The sequence below is a fragment of the Nitrospinota bacterium genome (assembly GCA_016208975.1).
Lineage (GTDB): Bacteria > Nitrospinota_A > UBA7883 > UBA7883 > JACRLM01 > JACQXA01.
Genome location: JACQXA010000004.1, coordinates 1043517 through 1062878, shown reverse-complemented (window position 1 = coordinate 1062878; position 19362 = coordinate 1043517). Strand labels below are relative to the sequence as shown.

The 19362-nt window shown below is 57.5% G+C and carries 17 protein-coding genes; 5 read left to right on the top strand and 12 right to left on the bottom strand.

What is annotated here, in order from left to right:
* Positions 1-3: 3 nt before the first annotated feature.
* From tilS to HY751_08785, 3 genes are all read left to right on the top strand, one after another.
* Positions 4-1350, top strand: a complete 1347-nt coding sequence (tilS, locus tag HY751_08795; protein MBI4666491.1) for a tRNA lysidine(34) synthetase TilS — start codon at positions 4-6, stop codon at positions 1348-1350.
* A gap of 302 nt (positions 1351-1652) precedes the next feature.
* Complete coding sequence (locus tag HY751_08790; protein ID MBI4666490.1) at positions 1653-2858, top strand: ATP citrate lyase; 1206 nt, start codon at positions 1653-1655, stop codon at positions 2856-2858.
* A gap of 4 nt (positions 2859-2862) precedes the next feature.
* Positions 2863-4692, top strand: coding sequence for an ATP citrate lyase (locus tag HY751_08785; GenBank protein ID MBI4666489.1), 1830 nt, complete (start codon positions 2863-2865; stop codon positions 4690-4692).
* 649 nt (positions 4693-5341) lie between these two features.
* Here the strand turns inward: HY751_08785 and HY751_08780 are convergent.
* From HY751_08780 to HY751_08760, 5 genes are read right to left on the bottom strand one after another with little or no spacing between them, the layout of a single operon-like run.
* A complete protein-coding gene (locus HY751_08780; protein MBI4666488.1) occupies positions 5342-6028 on the bottom strand; it encodes a PKD domain-containing protein in 687 nt (228 codons plus the stop codon).
* 8 nt (positions 6029-6036) lie between these two features.
* Positions 6037-7770 carry a glycosyltransferase family 9 protein gene (locus tag HY751_08775; GenBank protein MBI4666487.1) on the bottom strand — a complete coding sequence of 578 codons (1734 nt, stop codon included), beginning with the start codon at positions 7768-7770 and terminating at the stop codon, positions 6037-6039.
* Positions 7771-7773: 3 nt separating this feature from the next.
* Positions 7774-9564 (bottom strand): glycosyltransferase, encoded by a 1791-nt coding sequence (locus HY751_08770; protein MBI4666486.1) that lies wholly within the window; start codon positions 9562-9564, stop codon positions 7774-7776.
* Positions 9561-11444, bottom strand: coding sequence for a motility associated factor glycosyltransferase family protein (locus tag HY751_08765; protein MBI4666485.1), 1884 nt, complete (start codon positions 11442-11444; stop codon positions 9561-9563). Before HY751_08765 ends, HY751_08770 begins: the two co-directional genes overlap by 4 nt.
* 13 nt (positions 11445-11457) lie before the next feature.
* The gene (locus tag HY751_08760; protein ID MBI4666484.1) at positions 11458-12429 is read right to left on the bottom strand and encodes a glycosyltransferase family 4 protein; all 972 of its coding nucleotides are present in this window, start codon (positions 12427-12429) and stop codon (positions 11458-11460) included.
* 303 nt (positions 12430-12732) lie between these two features.
* Between HY751_08760 and HY751_08755 the strand changes: the two genes are divergently transcribed.
* Positions 12733-14151, top strand: a complete 1419-nt coding sequence (locus tag HY751_08755; GenBank protein ID MBI4666483.1) for an ATP-binding protein — start codon at positions 12733-12735, stop codon at positions 14149-14151.
* Positions 14152-14158: 7 nt separating this feature from the next.
* On the opposite strand, the gene HY751_08750 is transcribed toward HY751_08755, so the two are convergent.
* The 7 genes from HY751_08750 to HY751_08720 all read right to left on the bottom strand — a co-directional run bounded on the left by HY751_08750 (position 14159) and on the right by HY751_08720 (position 18373).
* A complete protein-coding gene (locus tag HY751_08750; GenBank protein ID MBI4666482.1) occupies positions 14159-14542 on the bottom strand; it encodes a CbiX/SirB N-terminal domain-containing protein in 384 nt (127 codons plus the stop codon).
* Positions 14543-14544: 2 nt separating this feature from the next.
* Complete coding sequence (locus HY751_08745; GenBank protein MBI4666481.1) at positions 14545-15015, bottom strand: FxsA family protein; 471 nt, start codon at positions 15013-15015, stop codon at positions 14545-14547.
* Positions 15016-15018: 3 nt separating this feature from the next.
* Positions 15019-15375 (bottom strand): hypothetical protein, encoded by a 357-nt coding sequence (locus HY751_08740; GenBank protein ID MBI4666480.1) that lies wholly within the window; start codon positions 15373-15375, stop codon positions 15019-15021.
* Between the two features lie 215 nt (positions 15376-15590).
* Positions 15591-16223, bottom strand: a complete 633-nt coding sequence (thiE, locus tag HY751_08735; protein ID MBI4666479.1) for a thiamine phosphate synthase — start codon at positions 16221-16223, stop codon at positions 15591-15593.
* 15 nt (positions 16224-16238) lie between these two features.
* Positions 16239-16436: a sulfur carrier protein ThiS gene (gene thiS, locus HY751_08730; GenBank protein MBI4666478.1), complete on the bottom strand. Its 198-nt coding sequence runs from the start codon at positions 16434-16436 to the stop codon at positions 16239-16241.
* A gap of 1 nt (position 16437) precedes the next feature.
* A complete protein-coding gene (gene thiH / locus HY751_08725) occupies positions 16438-17595 on the bottom strand; it encodes a 2-iminoacetate synthase ThiH (protein MBI4666477.1) in 1158 nt (385 codons plus the stop codon).
* Positions 17596-17599: 4 nt separating this feature from the next.
* Entirely contained in the window at positions 17600-18373 is a 774-nt protein-coding gene (locus tag HY751_08720; GenBank protein MBI4666476.1) for a thiazole synthase, read from the bottom strand.
* Positions 18374-18498: 125 nt separating this feature from the next.
* Between HY751_08720 and HY751_08715 the strand changes: the two genes are divergently transcribed.
* Positions 18499-19257 carry a hypothetical protein gene (locus HY751_08715; protein MBI4666475.1) on the top strand — a complete coding sequence of 253 codons (759 nt, stop codon included), beginning with the start codon at positions 18499-18501 and terminating at the stop codon, positions 19255-19257.
* The last annotated feature ends 105 nt before the right edge of the window (positions 19258-19362 follow it).

Here is a 19362-nt window from a genome sequence, read left to right as displayed (position 1 = left end):
CGGATGGAAAAATCTCGGCTTGATCCGTTCGTCTCGACGGCCCTGAGGGTTATCAAAAAACACGGCATGGTAAAACCCGGCCAGCGGGTGTGCGTGGCCCTCTCCGGCGGGCCGGACTCTGTGGCGCTCCTGCATGTATTGGCGGGATTGGCCGGGGCGCTGGACATCGCGCTGAAAGCATGCCATTACGACCATGCCCTTCGTCCATCATCGGTGGACGACGCCGCTTTCGCGCGGAATTTGGCCGCTGAGATGTCCATGCCCTTCGCCGCGGAAAGAAACCAGTCTCCAAAGCCGTATAAGGCAATTCAGGACACGGCCAGGAAATGGCGTTACGGTTTTTTCGAAAGGTTGGTGGACGAGGGGTTCGCCGACGTAATCGCCACCGGCCACACAAAAGACGATAACGTGGAGACAGCCCTGATGCGCCTTCTGCGCGGCGCAGGGCCGGGAGCCTTCGGCGGCATCCCCCCCGCCCGGGGGCGGTTCATCAGGCCCCTTATAGAAACCCGCAAGGGTGAGATTCTGGATTGGCTTGCCATAAACGGTCATAAATGCGTTCAGGACCCGACCAACGAAGGGGACGATTATCTGAGAAACCGTGTGCGGCATCATCTGGTTCCGGCGCTATTATCGGTGGAGCCATCGGCGGTGGAGGCGATATCCAGATTCATGGGGATCGTTAAAAGCCAGAACGAGGTGATAGAGTCCATCGCCGCTGAAAAGCTTCAGCGCGTCATCCTGCGCAAGAAAGACCCTGTGACGCTGGACGCTGGCGCATTATCCCTGGAGCCGGAAGCGGTTCGAAACTGCGTCATCCGGCTGGCGGCATCCATGGCCGGGCTGGACATTACACAACTGGCTATCACTCATGTGGAAGCGGTGGCCCATCTGGTTATGTCTCGAAAACTGGGTTCATACACATCGTTGCCGGGGGATTATCAGGCCAGGCTGGATCACGGCGGGCTTCATATCGCGCCAAAAAGCGCGAAACCCGCGATGGGGCCGATACCTTTCACATTCCCGTTAATCGCGGAAGTTTCCGGAAAGCCGCTATTGGTTCGAAGCCCGGCCGGGCCGGAGGCGGCGCAGGTTATCAATCCACCGGCGGTTCCCGAAGGGGCGGTGTTCAGATTGCGGATGACGGGCGATTACTTGAGACTGCCCAACACGACCGGCCGCAAAACTCTAAAAACGTTCCTGATAGACAGGAAAGTTCCTTTAAGTGAGCGGGAGCAGATGCCCGTATTGGCCGTGGGTAGCCAGATACTTTGGGTACCGGGAAATTTTATGGCGGCGGAGGTTAAATTCACCGGCGCCGGAAGCCCAGCGGAAATTTGTTGGGGATGAGTTGGCCAAACGCTCACCGGTAATATTGTTCCAGTTATTGAACAAATCCCCGTAAAGCTGTTTTCGCGGTAAAGTTGACTTTTTTTCCTGGGCAAATTAAACTTTCCTGCTTGCGCGCCACGCATAAGGTTCCACGACGACGCGGGTTTCTTTCCCCATTCCGCCGGTTTTCGCCGCTTTAAAAAGGCGGTGGTTGCGAAGGAAGGGCGCCAGCGCGGCCGCGGGATCGCTATGGATGAGGCGCCGGTGGTTACGGTTGTCTTATAGTTAAAAACTTTACCGGTTCTACTAGGAGGGTTCCCATGGGCAAGGTCTTGGAAGGCCCCGGAATGGAGTTGTTCAACAAGTGGGGCATATACACCCCGCGTCACGTTGTCATCTCCTCGCTGGACCAGATTGATTCGCTGGTCCATTCCAACAAATGGATGCGCGAATGCAAGATGGTGGTGAAAGCTCACGAGGCCATCGGCTCCCGCATGAAGCTGGGGCTTGTGAAAGTTGATTTGGATATTGATGGCGCCATGGCCGCCGCCAAGGATATCCTGGGCAGGGACGTGAACGGCCTCATCATATCCCAGGTGATCATCTCCGAAATGATACCGCACAAGGAAGAGTACTACCTTGCGGTAAAATCCACCCGCGAGGGCGCCGAGATACTGATGGCCAAGTTCGGCGGCATCGAGGTGGAGTCCAACTGGGACAAGGTGAAACGCACCTTCGTAGAGGTGGGCGACAAGGCCACAGACGATCAGCTGGAGAAACTGGCCAAAGAGGCCGGTTTTACCGGGGAGATGGTGGAGAAGATGAAAAAGTTCGCCTCCCGCCTCTTCGAGTGTTACGACAACGAGGACGGCTCCTACATGGAGATAAACCCTCTTACCATCAATCCCGCCGATGGCAAGCTTTGCGCCCTGGACGCGGTCATCCTGCTGGATAACGACGCCAGGTTCCGCCATTCGGACTGGAACTTCTCTTTCGCCTCGGAGTTCGGCCGGGCATACACCGACAACGAGAAGACCATAATGGAGATAGACAGCCGCGTGAAGGGCTCGGTGAAACTCATCGAGATCCCCGGCGGCACGGTGGCGCTGTTACCAGCGGGCGGCGGCGCATCGGTGTTCTATTCCGACGCGGTGATAGCCACCGGCGGCTCCATAGCCAATTACGCGGAGTATTCCGGCGATCCCCCCGCGTGGGCGGTGGAGGCGCTGACGGACAAGGTATGCTCCCTACCCGGCATAAAGCACATCATAGTGGGCGGCGCCATAGCCAACTTCACCGACGTGAAGGCCACCTTTACCGGCATTATAGCGGGTTTCCGGAAGGCCAAAGAGGAAGGCAAGCTCAACGGTGTGAAGATATGGGTCCGCAGGGGCGGCCCCAACGAGGCCGTGGGGCTGGAGTACATGAGGAACCTGGCCGACGAGGGTTTCGACATCCACGTGTACGACCGTTACACTCCGCTTACCGACATCGTGAAGTTCGCTTTGCAAGGGGAGGGCAAGTAAGCCGATGAGCATTGTCGCCGACGAGAATACCAGGGTAGTGATCATGGGCGGGGTGGCCGGCGTGAACGCCGCCAAGCGCATGGCGGAGTTCTGCTACCTCAGCTCCATACCATATAACGTAACGGCGTTCGTTTATCCGCCGGACGCGGGCAAGACCGCCGAGATAAACTACGGCTCGCAGTTCCTGGCCGTGCCGATATACAAGTCGGTGAAAGAGGTCACCGACAACCATCCGGAGACGAACACGGCGCTGGTGTACATCGGGGCCAACCGCGCATACCAGGGCTGTATGGAGGCGCTGGAGAACGAGAAGATAAAGTTCGTCTCCATGATCACCGAAGGGGTGCCGGAGCGGGACGCGAAGCTTCTCATAAAGAACTCCCGCAAGCTGGGGAAGGTGCTAAACGGCCCGTCGTCCATAGGCGTGCTGTCCGCCGGGAAATGCCGGTTGGGCGTTATCGGCGGCGAGTACAACAACCTGAAACTCTCCAAACTTTACAGGCCCGGCTCTTTTGGCGTAATCACCAAGTCCGGCGGGCTTTCCAACGAGATCATGTGGCTGTGCTCCCAGTTCGCCGATGGTATTACAACCACTATCGGCGTTGGCGGCGACGCTTACCCCGTCACCGATTTTATCACCTACCTCGACATGTTCGAGAACGACCCGCAGACCAAGGCGGTGGTGATCGTCGGCGAAATGGGCGGAGACCTGGAAGACAAGGCGGCTGAATGGTACGCGGCGAAACCGCGCCGGATAAAGCTTGTGGGTGTGGTGTCGGGTTATTGCCAGGAACACCTGCCCAAGGGCATGAAGTTCGGCCACGCAGGCGCGAAGGAAGGCATGCACGGGGAAGGCTCGGCCCGTTCCAAGAGCGACAAGCTCCGGAGAGCCGGGGCCATCGTGCCCCCCACTTTCGGCGACCTGGGGGCCACCATAAAGCAGGTTTACGAAGACCTGAAAGCCACCGGCCAGATAAAGGAGATCGACGAGATTCCCGCCTCCCGGCTACCCGACCTTCCCAAGAGGGCCGAGGACGCCATAAAGGAAGGCGACATCATGGTACAGCCCCTGTTCAAGACCACCATCTCCGACGACCGGGGGGACGAGCCGCTCTACTGCGGTTACGCCGCTTCCGAGCTTATCGAGAAGGGGTACGACATTACGCACATCATCGGCCTGCTGTGGAACAAGAAGCTGGTGAGCGACAAGGAAGCGGAGATAATCAAACGCATCCTCATGCTGGCGGCGGACCATGGCCCCTGCGTCTCCGGCGCGCTGGGCACGATCATAGCCGCCTGCGCGGGCATCGGCCTTTCGCAGTCCGTGGCGGCGGGGCTTATCATGATCGGGCCCAGGTTCGGCGGCGCGGTGACCGACGCGGCCAAGTATTTCCGTTTCGGGCTCAATAGCTATCCCAACGACATCCCCGGCTTCCTGGCCCATATGAAGCAGAACGTGGGCCCGGTCCCCGGTATCGGCCACAGGGTGAAGTCCCTTAAAAATCCCGACAAGCGGGTGCAGGTGCTCAAGCAGAGCGTAAAAGAGCTGGGGCTTAGAACCCCCACGCTGGATTACGCGCTGGCGGTGGAGGCCATCACCACCACGAAGAAGGATAACCTTATCCTGAACGTGGACGGTTGCATGGCCTGCGTGCTGGTGGACCTTGGGTTCCCGGAAGAGTCGCTGAACGGGTTCTTCGTATTGGCCCGCACCATCGGCATGATCGGCCACTGGACCGACCAGAAACGCGAAGGCGGCAGGCTTATCAGGATGTATAACTACCTGGTGAACTTCGCCACCCCCCGCAGGCGGGAAGTGCCCAACAGGAAGTAACTTCCAAGGCTGGCGCTTTTGACGGGCGCCAGGTTGAATCGCAAAAAGCCGCCGGAAAAAATCCGGCGGCTTTTTGTTGGTGGTGTCTCAGTTTGAATCTCAAATAATAGACAGATCCTTCACTTCGCTTGCGCTTCGCTCAGGATGACAATGTGATCAACGGCTTTTATATTGTCATTCTGAGCGTAAGTGAAGAATCTCCCCTGTACTTTCAAACTGAGACACTACCTTTTTGTTTGTCAATTTGACATGTAGTGAGCCAAGTCTTACATTAAAGTTGAGGGTGAAAGTAGAGGACAGCCGGAGGCAGGAACCCCGAGAGGTCAGGGGTGGCCGGAAGAAGCAAAACATCTAATTGTCAAAGTAACCCTCGTTTCGAGGCGCGCGGACGGGCATCATGGTCCGGCCCCGGTTGGGGCTTATAAGGCCGTCCTTGTAGGCGGCGGAAGAGAGCATTGATGGGGGTCGTCCGGGAGCCTCGATTGTTTTTTATTCCGCTTACAGTTCATCTAGCAGGCATATTTATATTCTAAGGCATGTATATCTCAATTTGAGAAAAGTTGAGATGAAATTGAGATAATAGCCGCCGGATAAACGCTAAAAGCCACCCCGTTGATATATAATGGTTTCTCGCTGTGGGCGCGGTTTTCTAATTCGCCGTCACCACCACGAAATCCTGGTCGCTGTCCGTACCGTCGTCCACCACCAGGCGCATGGTGTATGTGCCAGCCACGTCCGGGTACAGGAACGCCGTGTGCGACGAAGTGTCGCTTACCGTAGCCGCGGTGGAGGTGGATGGCTGGCTGATCAGCGTCCAGGTGTATCGCAGATTGTCCCCGTCGGCGTCATAGCTCAGAGAGCCGTCAAGGATAGCCACATCGGGGGCGGTAACGGTCAGGTCGGCTCCGGCCTGGGCCACGGGCGGGTGGTTGGAATCCGTACCTTCGATGGACACCGTGTAAGATTCCACCTCGCTAACCGCGCCGCCGCTGTTGGTAACCTGGAGGGAAACCAAATAATAGCCCCCTTTATCGGCGGTGAAGGATGTAATGGTGGATGTGGCTGAACCCAGCGCCGCCACGCTCCCCCTGGGGGGCTCCAAAGTCCACGCGTATGTAATGCTTTTGGCCTGCGGGTCGTAGCTGTAAGAGCCGTCCAGGGTTATCTGGGCGCCCACCTTGGACACTCCGCCATCCACGGCGAACACCGCCTTGGGGCTGGTGTCCGCCACGGGGGGATTCAAGGTTTCGTTTATCTTGTTTTCCAGGCCGCACCCGGCCAATGACAGCGTCATCGCCATAACCGCCGCCAACAGTTTATTTTTTACGGGCTCCATATAACTTGTCATCCTCCGATCGGCGTCGAAATATTCTTGTCAGTTCCAGTCACTAAAAAACCCCTCTCAACGGCGGACAACCCGACATTAAAAGCTCCAGCCATGGCCATAAGCCACCGGGCGGCCAGGCTGGCCTGCCGGGCGATATTTTTCGGGTCTTCCCCCTCGAAGTTTTCCTGCCTTCGCCGGTATGTGTAAATCAGGGGGCTTACCGCGTCGTATGTTCTGGCCATAATTCCCGCCTGTGTATCAATCCTCTGGATCGTTTCCGCCATTTTCGCCGGATCCATGGAGTTTTTTCCAACGTCCCCTTTCACAATTGAACCGGTGATAGAGACAGTCTCCTCCGCCAGCGTTATTAACTTTTCGGCGCCTTCCCTCGCGCGGTTTAGCCATATTTTCAATTGTTCCCCGTCTGGAGCCTTAAACCGCTCCTGCAGTTTTAATACGGCGTCGTTGAACAAACCGGAACCAGAAGCAATCTTCTCCGGCGAATCCCAATGCCCAAGCCCTTGCAGGAACAGTGGTTCATACAAATAGGCGAATAGTTCATATTTATCCATGGGGTATTTTTTCAGCGGGACAAACTCCACCCCGCCGCTTTCCCCCAATGAGCTTGCATAAAGTCTGACTCGGCCGAAAAGGCCCGCCGCATCCAGAGGCGCGCCCGACTTTGTAATAGCGCTTTCACAGACAGCCGTCACATCTTCCGCCGTAATGTATTTAAGGCATGAGTAATGATCACACGTAGCCTGGTGGGAGCATGGGGCGCAAGGGATGTCCGCCTGAAGCGCCATAGCCCCGGCGCAATAAGGCCCTGTTTCCTCGCAACGGGCGTGGACGAAGAACAGCGACACGATGGGCGTGCCTAATGCGGCGGCGATGTGCATGGTGCCGGTGTCGTTGGTGACCAGGAGGTTTATGTGTTTGACCCACGCCACCAATTGGGGAAGGCTGGTTTGGCCCATGAGATTTACGGCCGGGTATTTCATAGTTGAGGTAATTTCGTCCCCCAGTTTTTTCTCCTGGGCGGCGCCGAAAAGGACAATTTTGGCGCCATACTTTTCCGCCAGCGCATCCCCCACCTTCGCGAAATTCGCCGGTTCCCATCGCCTCTCCTCCCGGCTGGCCCCGGCTTGCAACCCTATTACGATCTGGCCGGGTTTGATGTCATGAATGACCATCTCCGCCTTTACAGACTCATCAACGGAAGTGTCCGGATTCAAGTGGAGCCTTGTACCGGCGGAAGGCTCCACCCCGGCGCCGCGCATGTACATGTCCACCAGGTTGAACCGGTTGTACCGGCGGAAGGCCAAAAACGCGGTGAAATATACAAGCCACGGGTTTTTCACCAGCCGCTCGCCGCGCGGTGTGGAAAGGAACCCCCGCACGTCCGGCGCGCCGATGAGCATGGAAAGCACCGCGGATATTTTTGAATGGCTGAGGTTGATTATGATGTCGAACCCGCGCTCCATAAGGTTATGTATGAGCCCGTCCAGATATTCGTACAGCGCCAGAACGTCCAGTTCCTCGCCGCCGCCGGGCGCGCCAAACCCATGGATGTCGAAAGTCACCAGCTCGTCTATGCCGTCGACAAACTTTAATATTCCAGCGAACCTGTCGTTGGCCAGCATGGTTATCCTGCAACCCGGCTCCTTCTCCCGCAGGCCACGGATAAGCGGAGTGGTCTGGATGAGGTCCCCCATCCGGGTAAGGTTTAACACAAGGATGTTTCTGCCCATGGGTTATCCCTGTGACGCTATTTGATCAATAATCACGAACAACGCCTCCGGCCTGGACAAGGCCCCTTCGCCTCGAGCTATGGAGCCCATCACCTTCTTTAGCGACAGGTTCCCCTGTCCCGCTAAAGGCGCCAGGAATTCTTTTAACCCCGGGCTTTTGGACCGGGCGATGATGGAATCCACGTCGTTTTTCCCCCGGAGCGCCGCCCGGGCGTTTTCGATACGCGCCTCCTCCCTTGGGATAACAGCCGCCATCATGGACGCCAGCCGGTTTTCGAATGTATGCTCCCGCAATACACGGCGCATGCCGGCTGTGGCCACGGCATGGCGCTCTTCGGGATGGGCCAGGTAATAGGCTATCTTCTCCCGCAGGTCCTCCTGCGAGGAGAAGGTTATAAGCTCCTTGCCGGTTTCGAACATTTCCGGGAGTTCGTCCCGCTCGTCCACAAGCTGGAACGCCCCGCAGGCGCATATCTCGTAAACCCGGGGATTGACGAAATCGCGGATGGCGTCTATCCCCGTGTTGGAGATGGAGGAGTGGAGGTTTAAATTTATTTGCGTACCCCTGAATATTTTTACGTACTCTTCCGGAGTCATCCGCCGGTTGGCGTTTTGGACACGGGCGCCAAGTGGCGTGGAAAGGTTCCACTCGGTGCCCCATATTTTCAGCGGCAGGTCCAGCAGACCAGCGAAGAAACCCTGCCGGTTTGGATAGCCCGCGCCCATAAAAGAAACCTGCGCCCCATATTGCGCCGCTTCCTCCGGCGAAAGGGGGGCGGGTTTGTGAACGTAGGGGTCCGCCGCCTGGGGAATGTACTTGGCGAAAGGCGCCCCGGCCTGCGTGACCATGTCCAGAAACTCCCCCTTTTGCAGGGTGAAGAAATAGTCATAATGCGGGGCCACCAGCCGCCAGTAAGGGATAACCCGGTAGTTCTCCACGAACCAGAACATCACCGGAATTCCCAGCGCTTTGAGTTTTTCTATGCCCGCCGGGGCCAGCGGAGCCTGGGCCATCACAAGAATAAAGTCAGGCTTCCAAAAATCCGCCCGGGCGGCCACCCGTTCCGCCAGGTAATTGTTGAACATGGCTTTTAGCGTCTGCCGGTGCGAGGCGTTGCCGGTTACCTCGTCTATCCCGAAAAGTTCACCGGCTTTTGGGGTGTGGTCCACAAAATCCACGTCGAATCCCAGCTCCCGCAAACCGCGGACGCAGGAAACCGCAGTGGGCACAGAGCCGCCGTAAACCGGGCCGACAACCATCACCTTGTATCGCCTATGGGCGTTTACGGCCCTTGAATAGAACGGTTCGTGGAGCAACTGGCGTTCTTTGGCGAACATTCTGGCCACAGGCTCCAGGTCGAGCCATGCGGCGTTTTTATAATCCAAGGTTTTAGCCAGTTCCCGGAACTGGTCCGGCGTAACGGGCGTAACCCGTTCCAATACCGCCGAGAGATCCCGATGTTCAAACGCGCTCCTTAAAACATCGAGCGATGGCTCGATAACATAAACCTGATCGGCCAATTCTCCGGCGCGGGCGAGATGATACCCGAAGCCGAACCCGAACACGGCCAGCGTTCCGGCTTTGCCGCCATCGGGCTGGATGAACAGTTCGGCTTCTTTTTCGGGATGGTAGGCCGAATGGATGAACACGCCATCCCTTTTCGGCACAGGCTGGCCCGATTTGCCCACCACGATTTCCAGCGGAGCCCCAGAGGGCATTTGCGCCAGCGTCTGCGCCAGCGCCGGGTTTTTTGCGCCCAGGGCTTTAAGGTTCCTTTCATAATTACCGTTCATTGTCCGGCCCCTCCCTCCCGCGCGCCGCTGATGGACCTGATGGCCTGGCTGACGGACTTGTCGAACTTGGCGGCGATCTCGTAAATTTCGGTGAAAAGCGCGCGGTACGCCTCCAGGCTCATGGTGAACCGGTCCTTTTTATTCTCCAGCGCCTCGCTTTTGCGGCGGATGTTCTCCACCCTGTCCAGGGCGCTTTCCACGGCGAACCGGTTCAACTCCGCGAACAGCGACTTTTCCAGGATTTCCCTGGCCAGGTTTTTTACCTCGCCCATGGCGCTGTCGGCCTTGGAAATGGAGAGCTCATCGGTAATATACGAAATGGCGGATTTCAGCGCATTCATCCCTTTCCCGCAGATGGACTTGGCGGCGCGAGCCTCCTCCCTGGCGGAATGCAACGCTTCCGCCACCTCTTTCTCCCTGGCGCCCGTCATGGTGAAATCCATGCAGGCCAGCGCCGGTTCCCCGCCGCCCGGCTTGCCGTGCCGCGCCACAACCTCCGCCATGGAAACCGGGGAAGCTCCCTGAATGGGCGTTCCCCCCTCGGTGGCGTTAAACACCGGTTGGTCCACGCCTAAGATGACAAGCTCGAACCATTGCCGCCATGCCTCCATTTTACCCAACGCCAGGGCCTCTCTTCCAAACAGGTCAACCACCCCGGTGGCTCCGGCTACGATGGCGTCATCCAGCCGGGTGTTCAGCCCGGCCCGCGTCTCGGTCTCATAAAGCGTTCCTTCAGCGTGGGTGGCGCGGGTGGAGTAACAAAGGTCCTGCCCGATCAAAACCACCGGCGAGCATCCCATTTTCACCGCCAGGTCGAACGCAGACGTGGCCACCGAGCCGCCAGCCCGCACCGAGCCCAGCTCGCCTATGACCGTTTCCAGCCATTCCACCAGCGGGTAGGTATAGCCAGTGAACACCATGGGGCCCTCGTGCTCTTTAACGATTTGCGGAAAGGATACGGGGTTAAACGCCATTAACGTGTCCGGCAATTTCACCCCCTTTAAATGCAGGTAATTGTTGAACTGGGAATCCAGGGACACCACAATATCGGGCGTGATTCCCGCGGACAAAAGGGCCCTGACGGCGGTATCCACCGCAATAATCACCCCCCGCCCCTTCAACGCGCCCAGCCACCAGATGTTTTTCGACAGTGACGGCCCTGCGGCCACCACCACCCCGGGCATTCCGGAAAAACGGCCGAAAAGGCTCATCACCGGCGCTGATTTGATGATTGCGGGCAGATTTTCCAACACGTTGTCCCGCCAGCTGTCATCCATTTGCGCCAGGGTGGCCGCGTTTTGCCCGCCCATCTTCATAAGGTGGGAAATCCGGTCTTTCACTTCGTTGAAATATTCGATATAAAGCGGGGCCGACCATGGGTTTTCGATCACCGAACAATCGGTGATAGTGAACACCGAAAGCTCCGACTCGGCCTTTATAATAGTGGCCGCGTGGGGTTTTTCCCCCACCGCAAGACATACCTTAGGTTGCCTGAACGCTTTTGAAAAATCCTCCTCGGCGATGACGGCGGCGAAAAGGTCTATGTCCGGCTCGATGAGCAGAACAAAAGTCTGCGGCCCGGTGCGCTCCACAATTTCGGCGAACAACCTGCCCGAGCCCAACCCCAGCGCCGCCACCATGCGGGACATGGAAAGGGCTTCACCCATGGAGTCCAGATGGGGTTTGCCCAGGTCGGGCATGGTAAGCTTCCCCTCACCGCCCGGGGCGTTTACTGTTATCAAAACCCGCCGCCCGGCTCCCTTTTCACGGGTTATCCTGGGTGACGGGGCAAGAGACTCCAGCCGTTCGGCCAATGCCTTGTCCCGCTCCCTGATGGCCGCCAGGTTCCGCTGAAACACGCTTTCCTGTTTTCCGTTCATCTAACCGGCTTTCTTAAGTCTCATGGGCCGCTGTGAAAACATTGTTCCACGCTCCGGTGAACTTTTCGATCGGGAATCTTTCCGCCACCGAATTCCTGGCGTTTGCGCCCAGCGTCCTGGCCAGCGTTTCGTCACCCAGCAAAACCGCTATATGTTCCCGGAGCGATTCCACGCTCTCCCCCACCAAACCATTATGCCCGTGGATGATGATTGACGCGGGATGTTTTAAGGCCACCACCGGCATCCCGGCGGCCATGGCCTCCAGCAGGGCCATATTGTGGCCATCCTCGTAAGGGTGACAGGTGGTGTGGAGAAAAACCCGGTATCTGGAATAATAATTCAAAAGTTTTTCGTAGCTCTCCGCCGGGGCCACTCCGGGAATGGAGGGGTTGAATCCCAGCAGAAGGTTCTCGAAACCCTCCACGGCCTGTTGCGAGGTTTCGTAGCCCAACATGAAACCCCGTTCCTTGAAATAACTGGCCACCCGCAAAACGCCCTTTATATCGCCTATGTAAGGGCCGAAATCCAAAACGTTTATTCCGGGTCCTATCACTTCCCCCCGGCCAAACCCCCAATCATCCATTTTGGATTTGGAGACAAACACCAAACGATCCGCCGCCTGGGCCAAAGGAGCTACCTTGTCCAGGTAATCCGCCCGGCTTACCGTATCGGCGCCGCTTTTTAGCTCCGCCGCCAATTTATTGTGGAATAAAAGTATTTTGCGGGTTTTGCTGTTTGCGACCCGCGCCATGTCAGCGAAATTGTGGCAGAGGATAACCGAATAAGCTCCTTCATCCATACGTTGAACAGCGGCAGGCCAGTCCACCATAGTGGCGCGCGCGGGCAAGGGGCGCAACCGCACGTCCCAGTGCCTGCCGCCATTTCTGCCCAGGTCCGGCCGCGCGATGTCGAATGTATGGCCGGTCTTGAGCAACATGGCGATGTAAGGCTCGTGCCAGTTGAAAGTCAGCATCCTCGTTTCCATTTGGCCCCTGTTATACCAGCGGTTTCCGTCATTATTTTGACGGTACCATGAAACAGACATCCGGGAAATTTAAGTAGCAACGAATGTGCCTTTTGAGAAACCTGGCGAACCTGGCATGTTTGAAAAAGGTGAAAAAGTTGAAAAAGCCCATCTGGCCGGCCCGGCCCGTTTTCCACCGGAAGAAAAGCGCTCAACGGAAGGCCCCAGGCGGCCCAAACGCGCAATTGCCGTGTAGATAATTAACACCGGCTTTGCGTGTTCTGGTTTATAATTTCAAAAAATCAGGGGTTCATCACTTTTCCAATGAAACTGGAAACTCGGTTTGCGGCCATCATCGTGGTGTCCACGGCGCTTGCCGTCCTTCTCACCAACACCATTTTGACATCCCGGCTAAAGGCGGATTACCAGGCCACAGCCAGAAAAGAGGCCCGGGAAAAAGCCCTGTTGGTGAGGTACGGTCTGCTTTCCACAATGATGAGCACCAACGATTATGACGAGATAGACCGGATAATCAACTTCCTTAAGAGCGGCCAGAATTTCAGCTTCCGCATGGTGCGTTCCAAGCATGTGATAAAGCAACACGGCATCCGCAGGGGTGAGATTCCCAAAAGCGTTGAGGAAGAAGATGCCCTGCGCGACGGGGAGATTAAAGAGATACTGGAGTCTGACACAAGGCTCAAATTCATCTACCCGTTCATTACCGACGAGCGGTGCGGAGCCTGCCACATGGGGCTGGACGGCAAGCCTGTGCCCGCCGGAATGGTGAACGGTGCGGCGGTGATGGAGTTCGACCTTACCGGGCGCAAGATGGCCACCGAGGCGCTGGCCGGGCAGGTGGCGCTGGTGGTTTCAGTCATCCTTGTGGCCATGGCCGCGGTGATGATTATCCTCATCCATAAAACCGTGGTGTCCCCCATAAAGAGCATCGCCAGCGCCATCACCGGTTTCCAGGAAGAAAGATTCAACGTGGACCTGCCCGCTTATTCCACCACGGAAATCAAGATCATGGCCGACGAGGTGCGGGCGGCCGCCCTCCTGCTTGCGGAGAGGAAAGGGCGGCGTGAGCTGGAGATAAAAGAGGAGCGGGAACGGAACACGGAGGCGCGCAAGTTCATCATGAGCCGCGCCCAGGATTTGGGGATAGACTGCAACTCCAAGCTGACCGATGTGATAAACAGCCTGGCGGCGGTGGTGGATGCGGGCGAACAGACCGTGCAAATGTCCAAGGCGCTAAAATACATGGTGAGCGAGGAGAGCCGGTTCATGTTGCCCAACGACCTTGCCACCATCCCGGCCGTGTCATCGTATCTATCCAACATCGTTGACGCCGATCATATACAGAAACGGGCCATTGAGCTTACGCTGGACGAAGCCCTGGGCAACGCCATAATCCACGGCAACCTGGAAATACCCTCCTCCCTGAAAGACGACGATCTGGACAGCTACTCCGAGCTTATCGCGGAGCGTTCCGGTCAGGAGCCTTACGCCTCGCGGCGTGTGGAGGTGCAATTCGCCATGAAGGGGAAAGATGCCCGGTTCAGGATCCGCGACGAGGGCAAGGGTTTCAACTGGCGCAAAGCTTTGGGTGAAGAAACGGATATCGAGTCCATCCACGGCAGGGGCGTGATGATAATGAGGGCCATGGCAACCTCCCTGGAGTTCAACGCGGAAGGCAACGAGATCACGCTGGTGTTCGACCTGGGGAAACAGGCGTCGGCGTAACGGCCGGTCAGCGGGCCAGTTGCGCCGTCATGGTCTCGGCCAGGGCGTCCTGAGCTTCCTCCCATTGGCCGATAACCTCGGTCCACTCAATTTCCACACCCGGATGGGCGGCCCGCAGGCGTTCCGCTATCTTCGGGAAATCATTGGCCGAATGGGCGCCCACGGCGAGAAACATGGGGATAACGGTGATCCGGTTTAATCCCTTGGCCGCCATGGAGTCCACCACATCGTGGATCTTCGGTTCGCAATCCTGAAGGAACGCGGCCTTCACCAGCGCGCCGGGCAGGCGGGAAGCCATTTTCTTCTCCAGCGCCATGAAAGGGGATTTCCACCGGGCGTCACGACTGCCATGGGCGAAAAGCACAAGTCCGCTGGAAGGTTTTTTTACCATGCTCAAACGTCTATCACGTTGTCGTCTTCAGGTTTGCCGCCGGGCTTGTGATCGCCGGGGAACCCGGTGAAATGAAACTGGCCCGGCCCGTGGGATACGAAAACGGCGCCTTTCATCTGACGCGTCACCCAGCGCAGGAACAGCGGACGGATCAGGGCGCGCGTCCACGGAATCACCAGAAACAGCCCGAAGATATCGGTCATGAACCCTGGCGCCACCATCAGCGCGCCGCCCAGGATTATCAGCGCGCCGTCCAAAAGCTGGCTTGCGGGAACCTGCCCCGCCTGGGTGGCCATGAAAAATTCCTTTAGGGTTTTCAAACCCTGTTGCCGGGCGAACCATGCCCCCAGCGCCCCGGAGATCAACAGCAGGGCCACCGTATCCAGCGCGCCGATGCGTTGGCCGATTTTAATGATCAGCCACAACTCGATGATAGGCGTTACGGTGAATAGAAGGAAAAGTTTAAACAACATGTTTTACTGGCAGGCTTGCCGCTCCTCCTCGTTTAGTGAGGCGATACGGTCTTCAAGATCCCTGGCTTTCACGATGTCATTTTCCTTCTTTGCGGCTTCCAGGTTTTTGCGTATCATTACCCGGGCGTCCCCCGCCCTTCGCCTCACCGACAAGCATTCCCGGCTCTGGTTTTTATCGGTGTCGCCGCCGTTTGATTGGCCGCCAATCTCCCGGATGGCCCCGCCGCCCCGCTCACCGGAGGAGACCAGCGATTCCTCGATGTTGTCCAGCGCCTCTATGCCCAGCTCGAAATAATGGTTGGCGATAAGGGCTATGGTCAGCGCGCCCAGAAGGTAGAAGAAGATTTCCTTGATGTCCACGGTTCAACTCACAAAGAATATTCTAAATATAACATACCCGTCCGGCGCAGGATTTATCGGTGGTGTCCCAGTTTGAATCTCAAATAACAGACAGATCCTTCACTTCGCCTGCGCTTCGCCCAGGATGACAATGTTATCAACGGCTTTTATATTGTCATTCTGAGCGTAAGTGAAGAATCTCCCCTGCACTTTCAAACTGAGACACTACCGGTTTATCAGGAGCCCCGGATGCGCCCCCGGAGCCGTTTGGTGGCCATTTCCAGATCTTCGGCCCCGAAAATGGCTGATACCACGCCAATCTTCCGCGCCCCAGCCATAACCACTTCACCGATGTTTTCCATGGTTACGCCACCCATGACCGTGAATGGAATACGGATGGCCCCCGCCGCCGCCCGTTTAACGGCTGAGAGGCCGATGGCCGTGGCGCCGGGCTTGGTGGGGGTTGGGTATATTGGCCCGAGGTTGACATAAGAGGCTCCGGCAGACTCCACCCCCAAAGCCTCTTCAATGGAATGAGATGACCCGCCTATGATGGCCTTAGGCCCCATCACCCGCCTCGCCGCCGTTATGGGCATGTCTTCCCGGCCCAGATGCACACCGTCGGCCTCCACGGCCAGGGCCATGTCCACCCGGTCGTTTATGACAAGTAACATGCCGTGGCGGCGGGTCTCCCGGCGGTAAAGGCTGGCCAGTTCGTAGAATTCCCGGCCCGAAAGGTTCTTCTCGCGCAGTTGGACAATCCTGGCGCCGCCCCGGGCCAGCGCTGAAATTATCTGCTCGTCGCCCAAACCTTTGGCCAGGCTCCGGCCCGTGACGGGATATATGTCTATTTCCGAAAAATCAGGCATGTTCAAGCCTTGCTGTCAGCCGCCGCCCATCATGGTGAGAAGCTCAATCCTGTCGCCTTCCTTAAGCGGTTGGGCGGCCAGAGCCTCACGGCGGATTATTATCTCGTTTAGTTGGGCGGCCACGGGCCCCTTTATCTGAAAACGGGCGATAAGCTGTTCCAGGGTTTCCCCTTCATGGGCCTGGGTCGCCTGTCCGTTAACGGTTATGTTCATCTTAAGCCACCGGGCGAAGGTTTTTGTCCCAGTCTTTCCATACGAATTCCAGCCCCGCTTTTTTTATGGCTTCGGCCACTTCGTGGGGAGGCCGTTCGTCCACCACGGGGAACTGCTCCCCGGCGGAGCTTTCGGATCCGATAACAGTATATGCCCCCGGGCTGGTTTTGGAGCCCGCGCTTACCTGGTTTATCCCTACGCCGAAAAGCTCGTCCCTCAACGCCGGGGCTTCCCGGGTGGAAAGGGTAAGGGTTACGTCCGGGTTGAACAGACGCATGGCGGATATAAGTTTTATAAGCCGGGTGTCGCTTACGGCGTTTGCCAGTTCGAATCCGGCTGGCGCTTGATGTATCCGGGGGAAACTTACCGAAACGGAGGTTTGCCAGAACCGTTTCTGCAAGTATTTCACGTGGGCCGCCAGCGCCACGGCTTCGGCGCAGAATTCCCCAAGACCCAGGAGAAACCCCACGCTTACCGAGCGTATCCCGGCCTTGGCCACCCGCTCGGGAGCGCCCAGCCGCCATTGATAATCTTTTTTCGGCCCTGCCTTGTGTACCCTGGCGTACATCTCCCGGTCGTATGTTTCCTGATACACCGTAACCCCGTCCAGCCCGGCCTCGCCAAGTATGCGGTATTCATCCTCGCCCAACGGCTCCGCCTCCAGCCCAACGAAAACAAACCCCATCTCTTTTAAAGCCCGCACGCTTTGTTCCATCAGGCTTAGGGGAGTGTCTTTCCGGCTTTCTCCGGCCACCAGCAGTATGTTCCTGAACCCTTCGTTGAAAAGGCGTTCCCCCTCCAGCCCCACCTCGTCCAGCGAAAGCGTCTTCCGGCGGATGTCCATCCGGCTGTTGAACCCGCAATAAGCGCACTGGTTTATGCAGGCGTTGGAAAGATAGATGGGGATGTAAAGGTTTACCGTATGGCCGAACCGTTGGGCGGTAAGGTTTTTGGCCAGGGATTTTATTTCATCCAGATGGTTTTCCGCCGGTCCGGATAACAAGGCCAGAAACCCCGGCCACGCAACCGGCAGGCGCTCCATGGCATTATTAACGTCTGAAACCGTGGATTTTGTGATGCGCTCCAGCGCCTCGCTCAAGGCGCCGGAACTTTCCATGGCGGTTAAGCTGTGAAAGAAACTTTGATCCGGCGTTTCCATGAAACTACCATGGCAGGCCGGCCAGCGGACTGGAGGCCTCGGCCTGCTCCAAAGGTTTGCCCAACCCCGCCAGATATGCGGCCCTTCCCGCTTCAACCCCTTTTTTAAAGGCCAGGGCCATGGCGGGCGGGTCACCGGCCACGGCGATAGCGGTGTTCACCAGCACAGCCGCCGCGCCCATCTCCAGCGCCTCGGCCGCGTGGGAGGGGGCGCCCAGCCCAGCGTCCACCACCACCGGCACCGGCGACTGCTCGATGATTATGGCGATGCTTTCTTTTGTGCGGATGCCCTGGTTGGAACCAATGGGGGAGCCCAGCGGCATAACCGTCGCCGTACCGATATCGGCCAGTCTCCGGGCCAGCACAGGATCTGCGTTTATATATGGCAGGACAATAAAACCTTCCTTCACAAGGATCTCAGCGGCTTTAAGTGTTTCCACCGGGTCTGGCAGAAGGTATCGCGGCTCGGGGGTGACTTCCAGTTTCACCCAGTCCGAAACACCCGCCGCCCGGGCCAGCCGGGCCAGCCGCACAGCCTCCTCGGCGTTTCTGGCGCCGGATGTGTTGGGGAGAATCAAATATTTTGAAGGATCCAGGTGGGCCATGATATGGTCGCGCGGATTGTTGATGTCCACCCGGCGCAAGGCCACGGTGACAATCTGCGAGCCGGAGGCCTCTATGGCCTGGGCCATCAACTGGCCCGAGCGGAACTTGCCCGTGCCCAGCAACAGGCGGGACGAAAATTTCCGCCCGGCGATCTCCAGCGAATCGTTATCCATCATTGACGTTTTGTTAATGTCGAACCGGCAACATTATTCAATATTACCACACCGCCTCTTAATTGTGCTTGACGCGGCGCGGCAACGCTTCTTAAACTTAAAGCTCTTATTTCCCGGTGGATGTGATGAAAAAACAAAATTTAACGATAGCGTTGGCGATGGTGTGCGGTTTGGCCTTTTTCCCGGCCTGCGCCTCGATGCCAGATTCGCTCATATGGAAAAACGACGAAACCGGCGCGCCCCAGCCTTTGGCAAAACGCCCGGCGGACAATGAGCCGGACGCGGAGATTACCCCCGTAAGCCTAAACGGCGAGAAAGTGAACCCCATTACCCAGGAGGAGGCCGTTAAAACCGCCCTCTCCCGGCCCAAGGTGGTAAAGGTGGAGGAGCTTTCGCAGGACAGCAAGAAGCAGTATTTCGACGTGGTGGACGAACGGTCGCAAACAGCCCTGGCCCCGGTGATAGACCCGGCGGCGCGGCCCATCCGCGTGGTCACTTACGACAACAACTCCGTGCAGAAAGATTACCCCATGCGGTTCGGCGTGGCGTGGAACCGGGTTGTGGAGTCCATACTGGACCTGCCGCTGGAAGTGGTGGACAGGTCATCCGGCGTAATAATCACCGGCTGGATTTATGACGAAAGCCGGAGCGGCGACGGTATGCTCTCCTTGAACCCGCTGGCGGGGATGGAGCGGAAGATACGTTATAAATACACCGTCCGTATTCTGGACCGGGGCAACCTTACCCAGTTGAAAGTTGTCCCCTTCGCCGAGTCCATAAAAGGCCAGCGGTGGGAAGGGGCCAAGGCCAGTATATTGATAACCAACCGGCTTTTCGACCGGCTGGAGAAAGAGCTGGCGGTGCCGCTACCGTCGGAACAATAATTTTAGAGTTAAACCTGCGATAAGAATTCCCAGTGGCGGCCAAGCCACGGGGGGTTCTTTTTATAGAGGCTTAACACGCGCGCTATTTCTTGAACCGGCGCTGTG

What these genes read in the sequence shown, in the direction of transcription:
- HY751_08775 (MBI4666487.1), bottom strand. Translation starts at nt 7,770, where the DNA reads ATGGGCAGAAACATCCTTGTGTTAAACCTTACCCGGATGGGGGACCTC.
- HY751_08770 (MBI4666486.1), bottom strand. Translation starts at nt 9,564, where the DNA reads ATGAACGGTAATTATGAAAGGAACCTTAAAGCCCTGGGCGCAAAAAAC.
- HY751_08765 (MBI4666485.1), bottom strand. Translation starts at nt 11,444, where the DNA reads ATGAACGGAAAACAGGAAAGCGTGTTTCAGCGGAACCTGGCGGCCATC.
- HY751_08755 (MBI4666483.1), top strand. Translation starts at nt 12,733, where the DNA reads ATGAAACTGGAAACTCGGTTTGCGGCCATCATCGTGGTGTCCACGGCG.
- HY751_08790 (MBI4666490.1), top strand. Translation starts at nt 1,653, where the DNA reads ATGGGCAAGGTCTTGGAAGGCCCCGGAATGGAGTTGTTCAACAAGTGG.
- HY751_08780 (MBI4666488.1), bottom strand. Translation starts at nt 6,028, where the DNA reads ATGGAGCCCGTAAAAAATAAACTGTTGGCGGCGGTTATGGCGATGACG.
- HY751_08720 (MBI4666476.1), bottom strand. Translation starts at nt 18,373, where the DNA reads ATGGATAACGATTCGCTGGAGATCGCCGGGCGGAAATTTTCGTCCCGC.
- HY751_08750 (MBI4666482.1), bottom strand. Translation starts at nt 14,542, where the DNA reads ATGGTAAAAAAACCTTCCAGCGGACTTGTGCTTTTCGCCCATGGCAGT.
- HY751_08785 (MBI4666489.1), top strand. Translation starts at nt 2,863, where the DNA reads ATGAGCATTGTCGCCGACGAGAATACCAGGGTAGTGATCATGGGCGGG.
- thiH (MBI4666477.1), bottom strand. Translation starts at nt 17,595, where the DNA reads ATGGAAACGCCGGATCAAAGTTTCTTTCACAGCTTAACCGCCATGGAA.
- thiE (MBI4666479.1), bottom strand. Translation starts at nt 16,223, where the DNA reads ATGCCTGATTTTTCGGAAATAGACATATATCCCGTCACGGGCCGGAGC.
- tilS (MBI4666491.1), top strand. Translation starts at nt 4, where the DNA reads ATGGAAAAATCTCGGCTTGATCCGTTCGTCTCGACGGCCCTGAGGGTT.
- HY751_08745 (MBI4666481.1), bottom strand. Translation starts at nt 15,015, where the DNA reads ATGTTGTTTAAACTTTTCCTTCTATTCACCGTAACGCCTATCATCGAG.
- thiS (MBI4666478.1), bottom strand. Translation starts at nt 16,436, where the DNA reads ATGAACATAACCGTTAACGGACAGGCGACCCAGGCCCATGAAGGGGAA.
- HY751_08715 (MBI4666475.1), top strand. Translation starts at nt 18,499, where the DNA reads ATGAAAAAACAAAATTTAACGATAGCGTTGGCGATGGTGTGCGGTTTG.
- HY751_08760 (MBI4666484.1), bottom strand. Translation starts at nt 12,429, where the DNA reads ATGGAAACGAGGATGCTGACTTTCAACTGGCACGAGCCTTACATCGCC.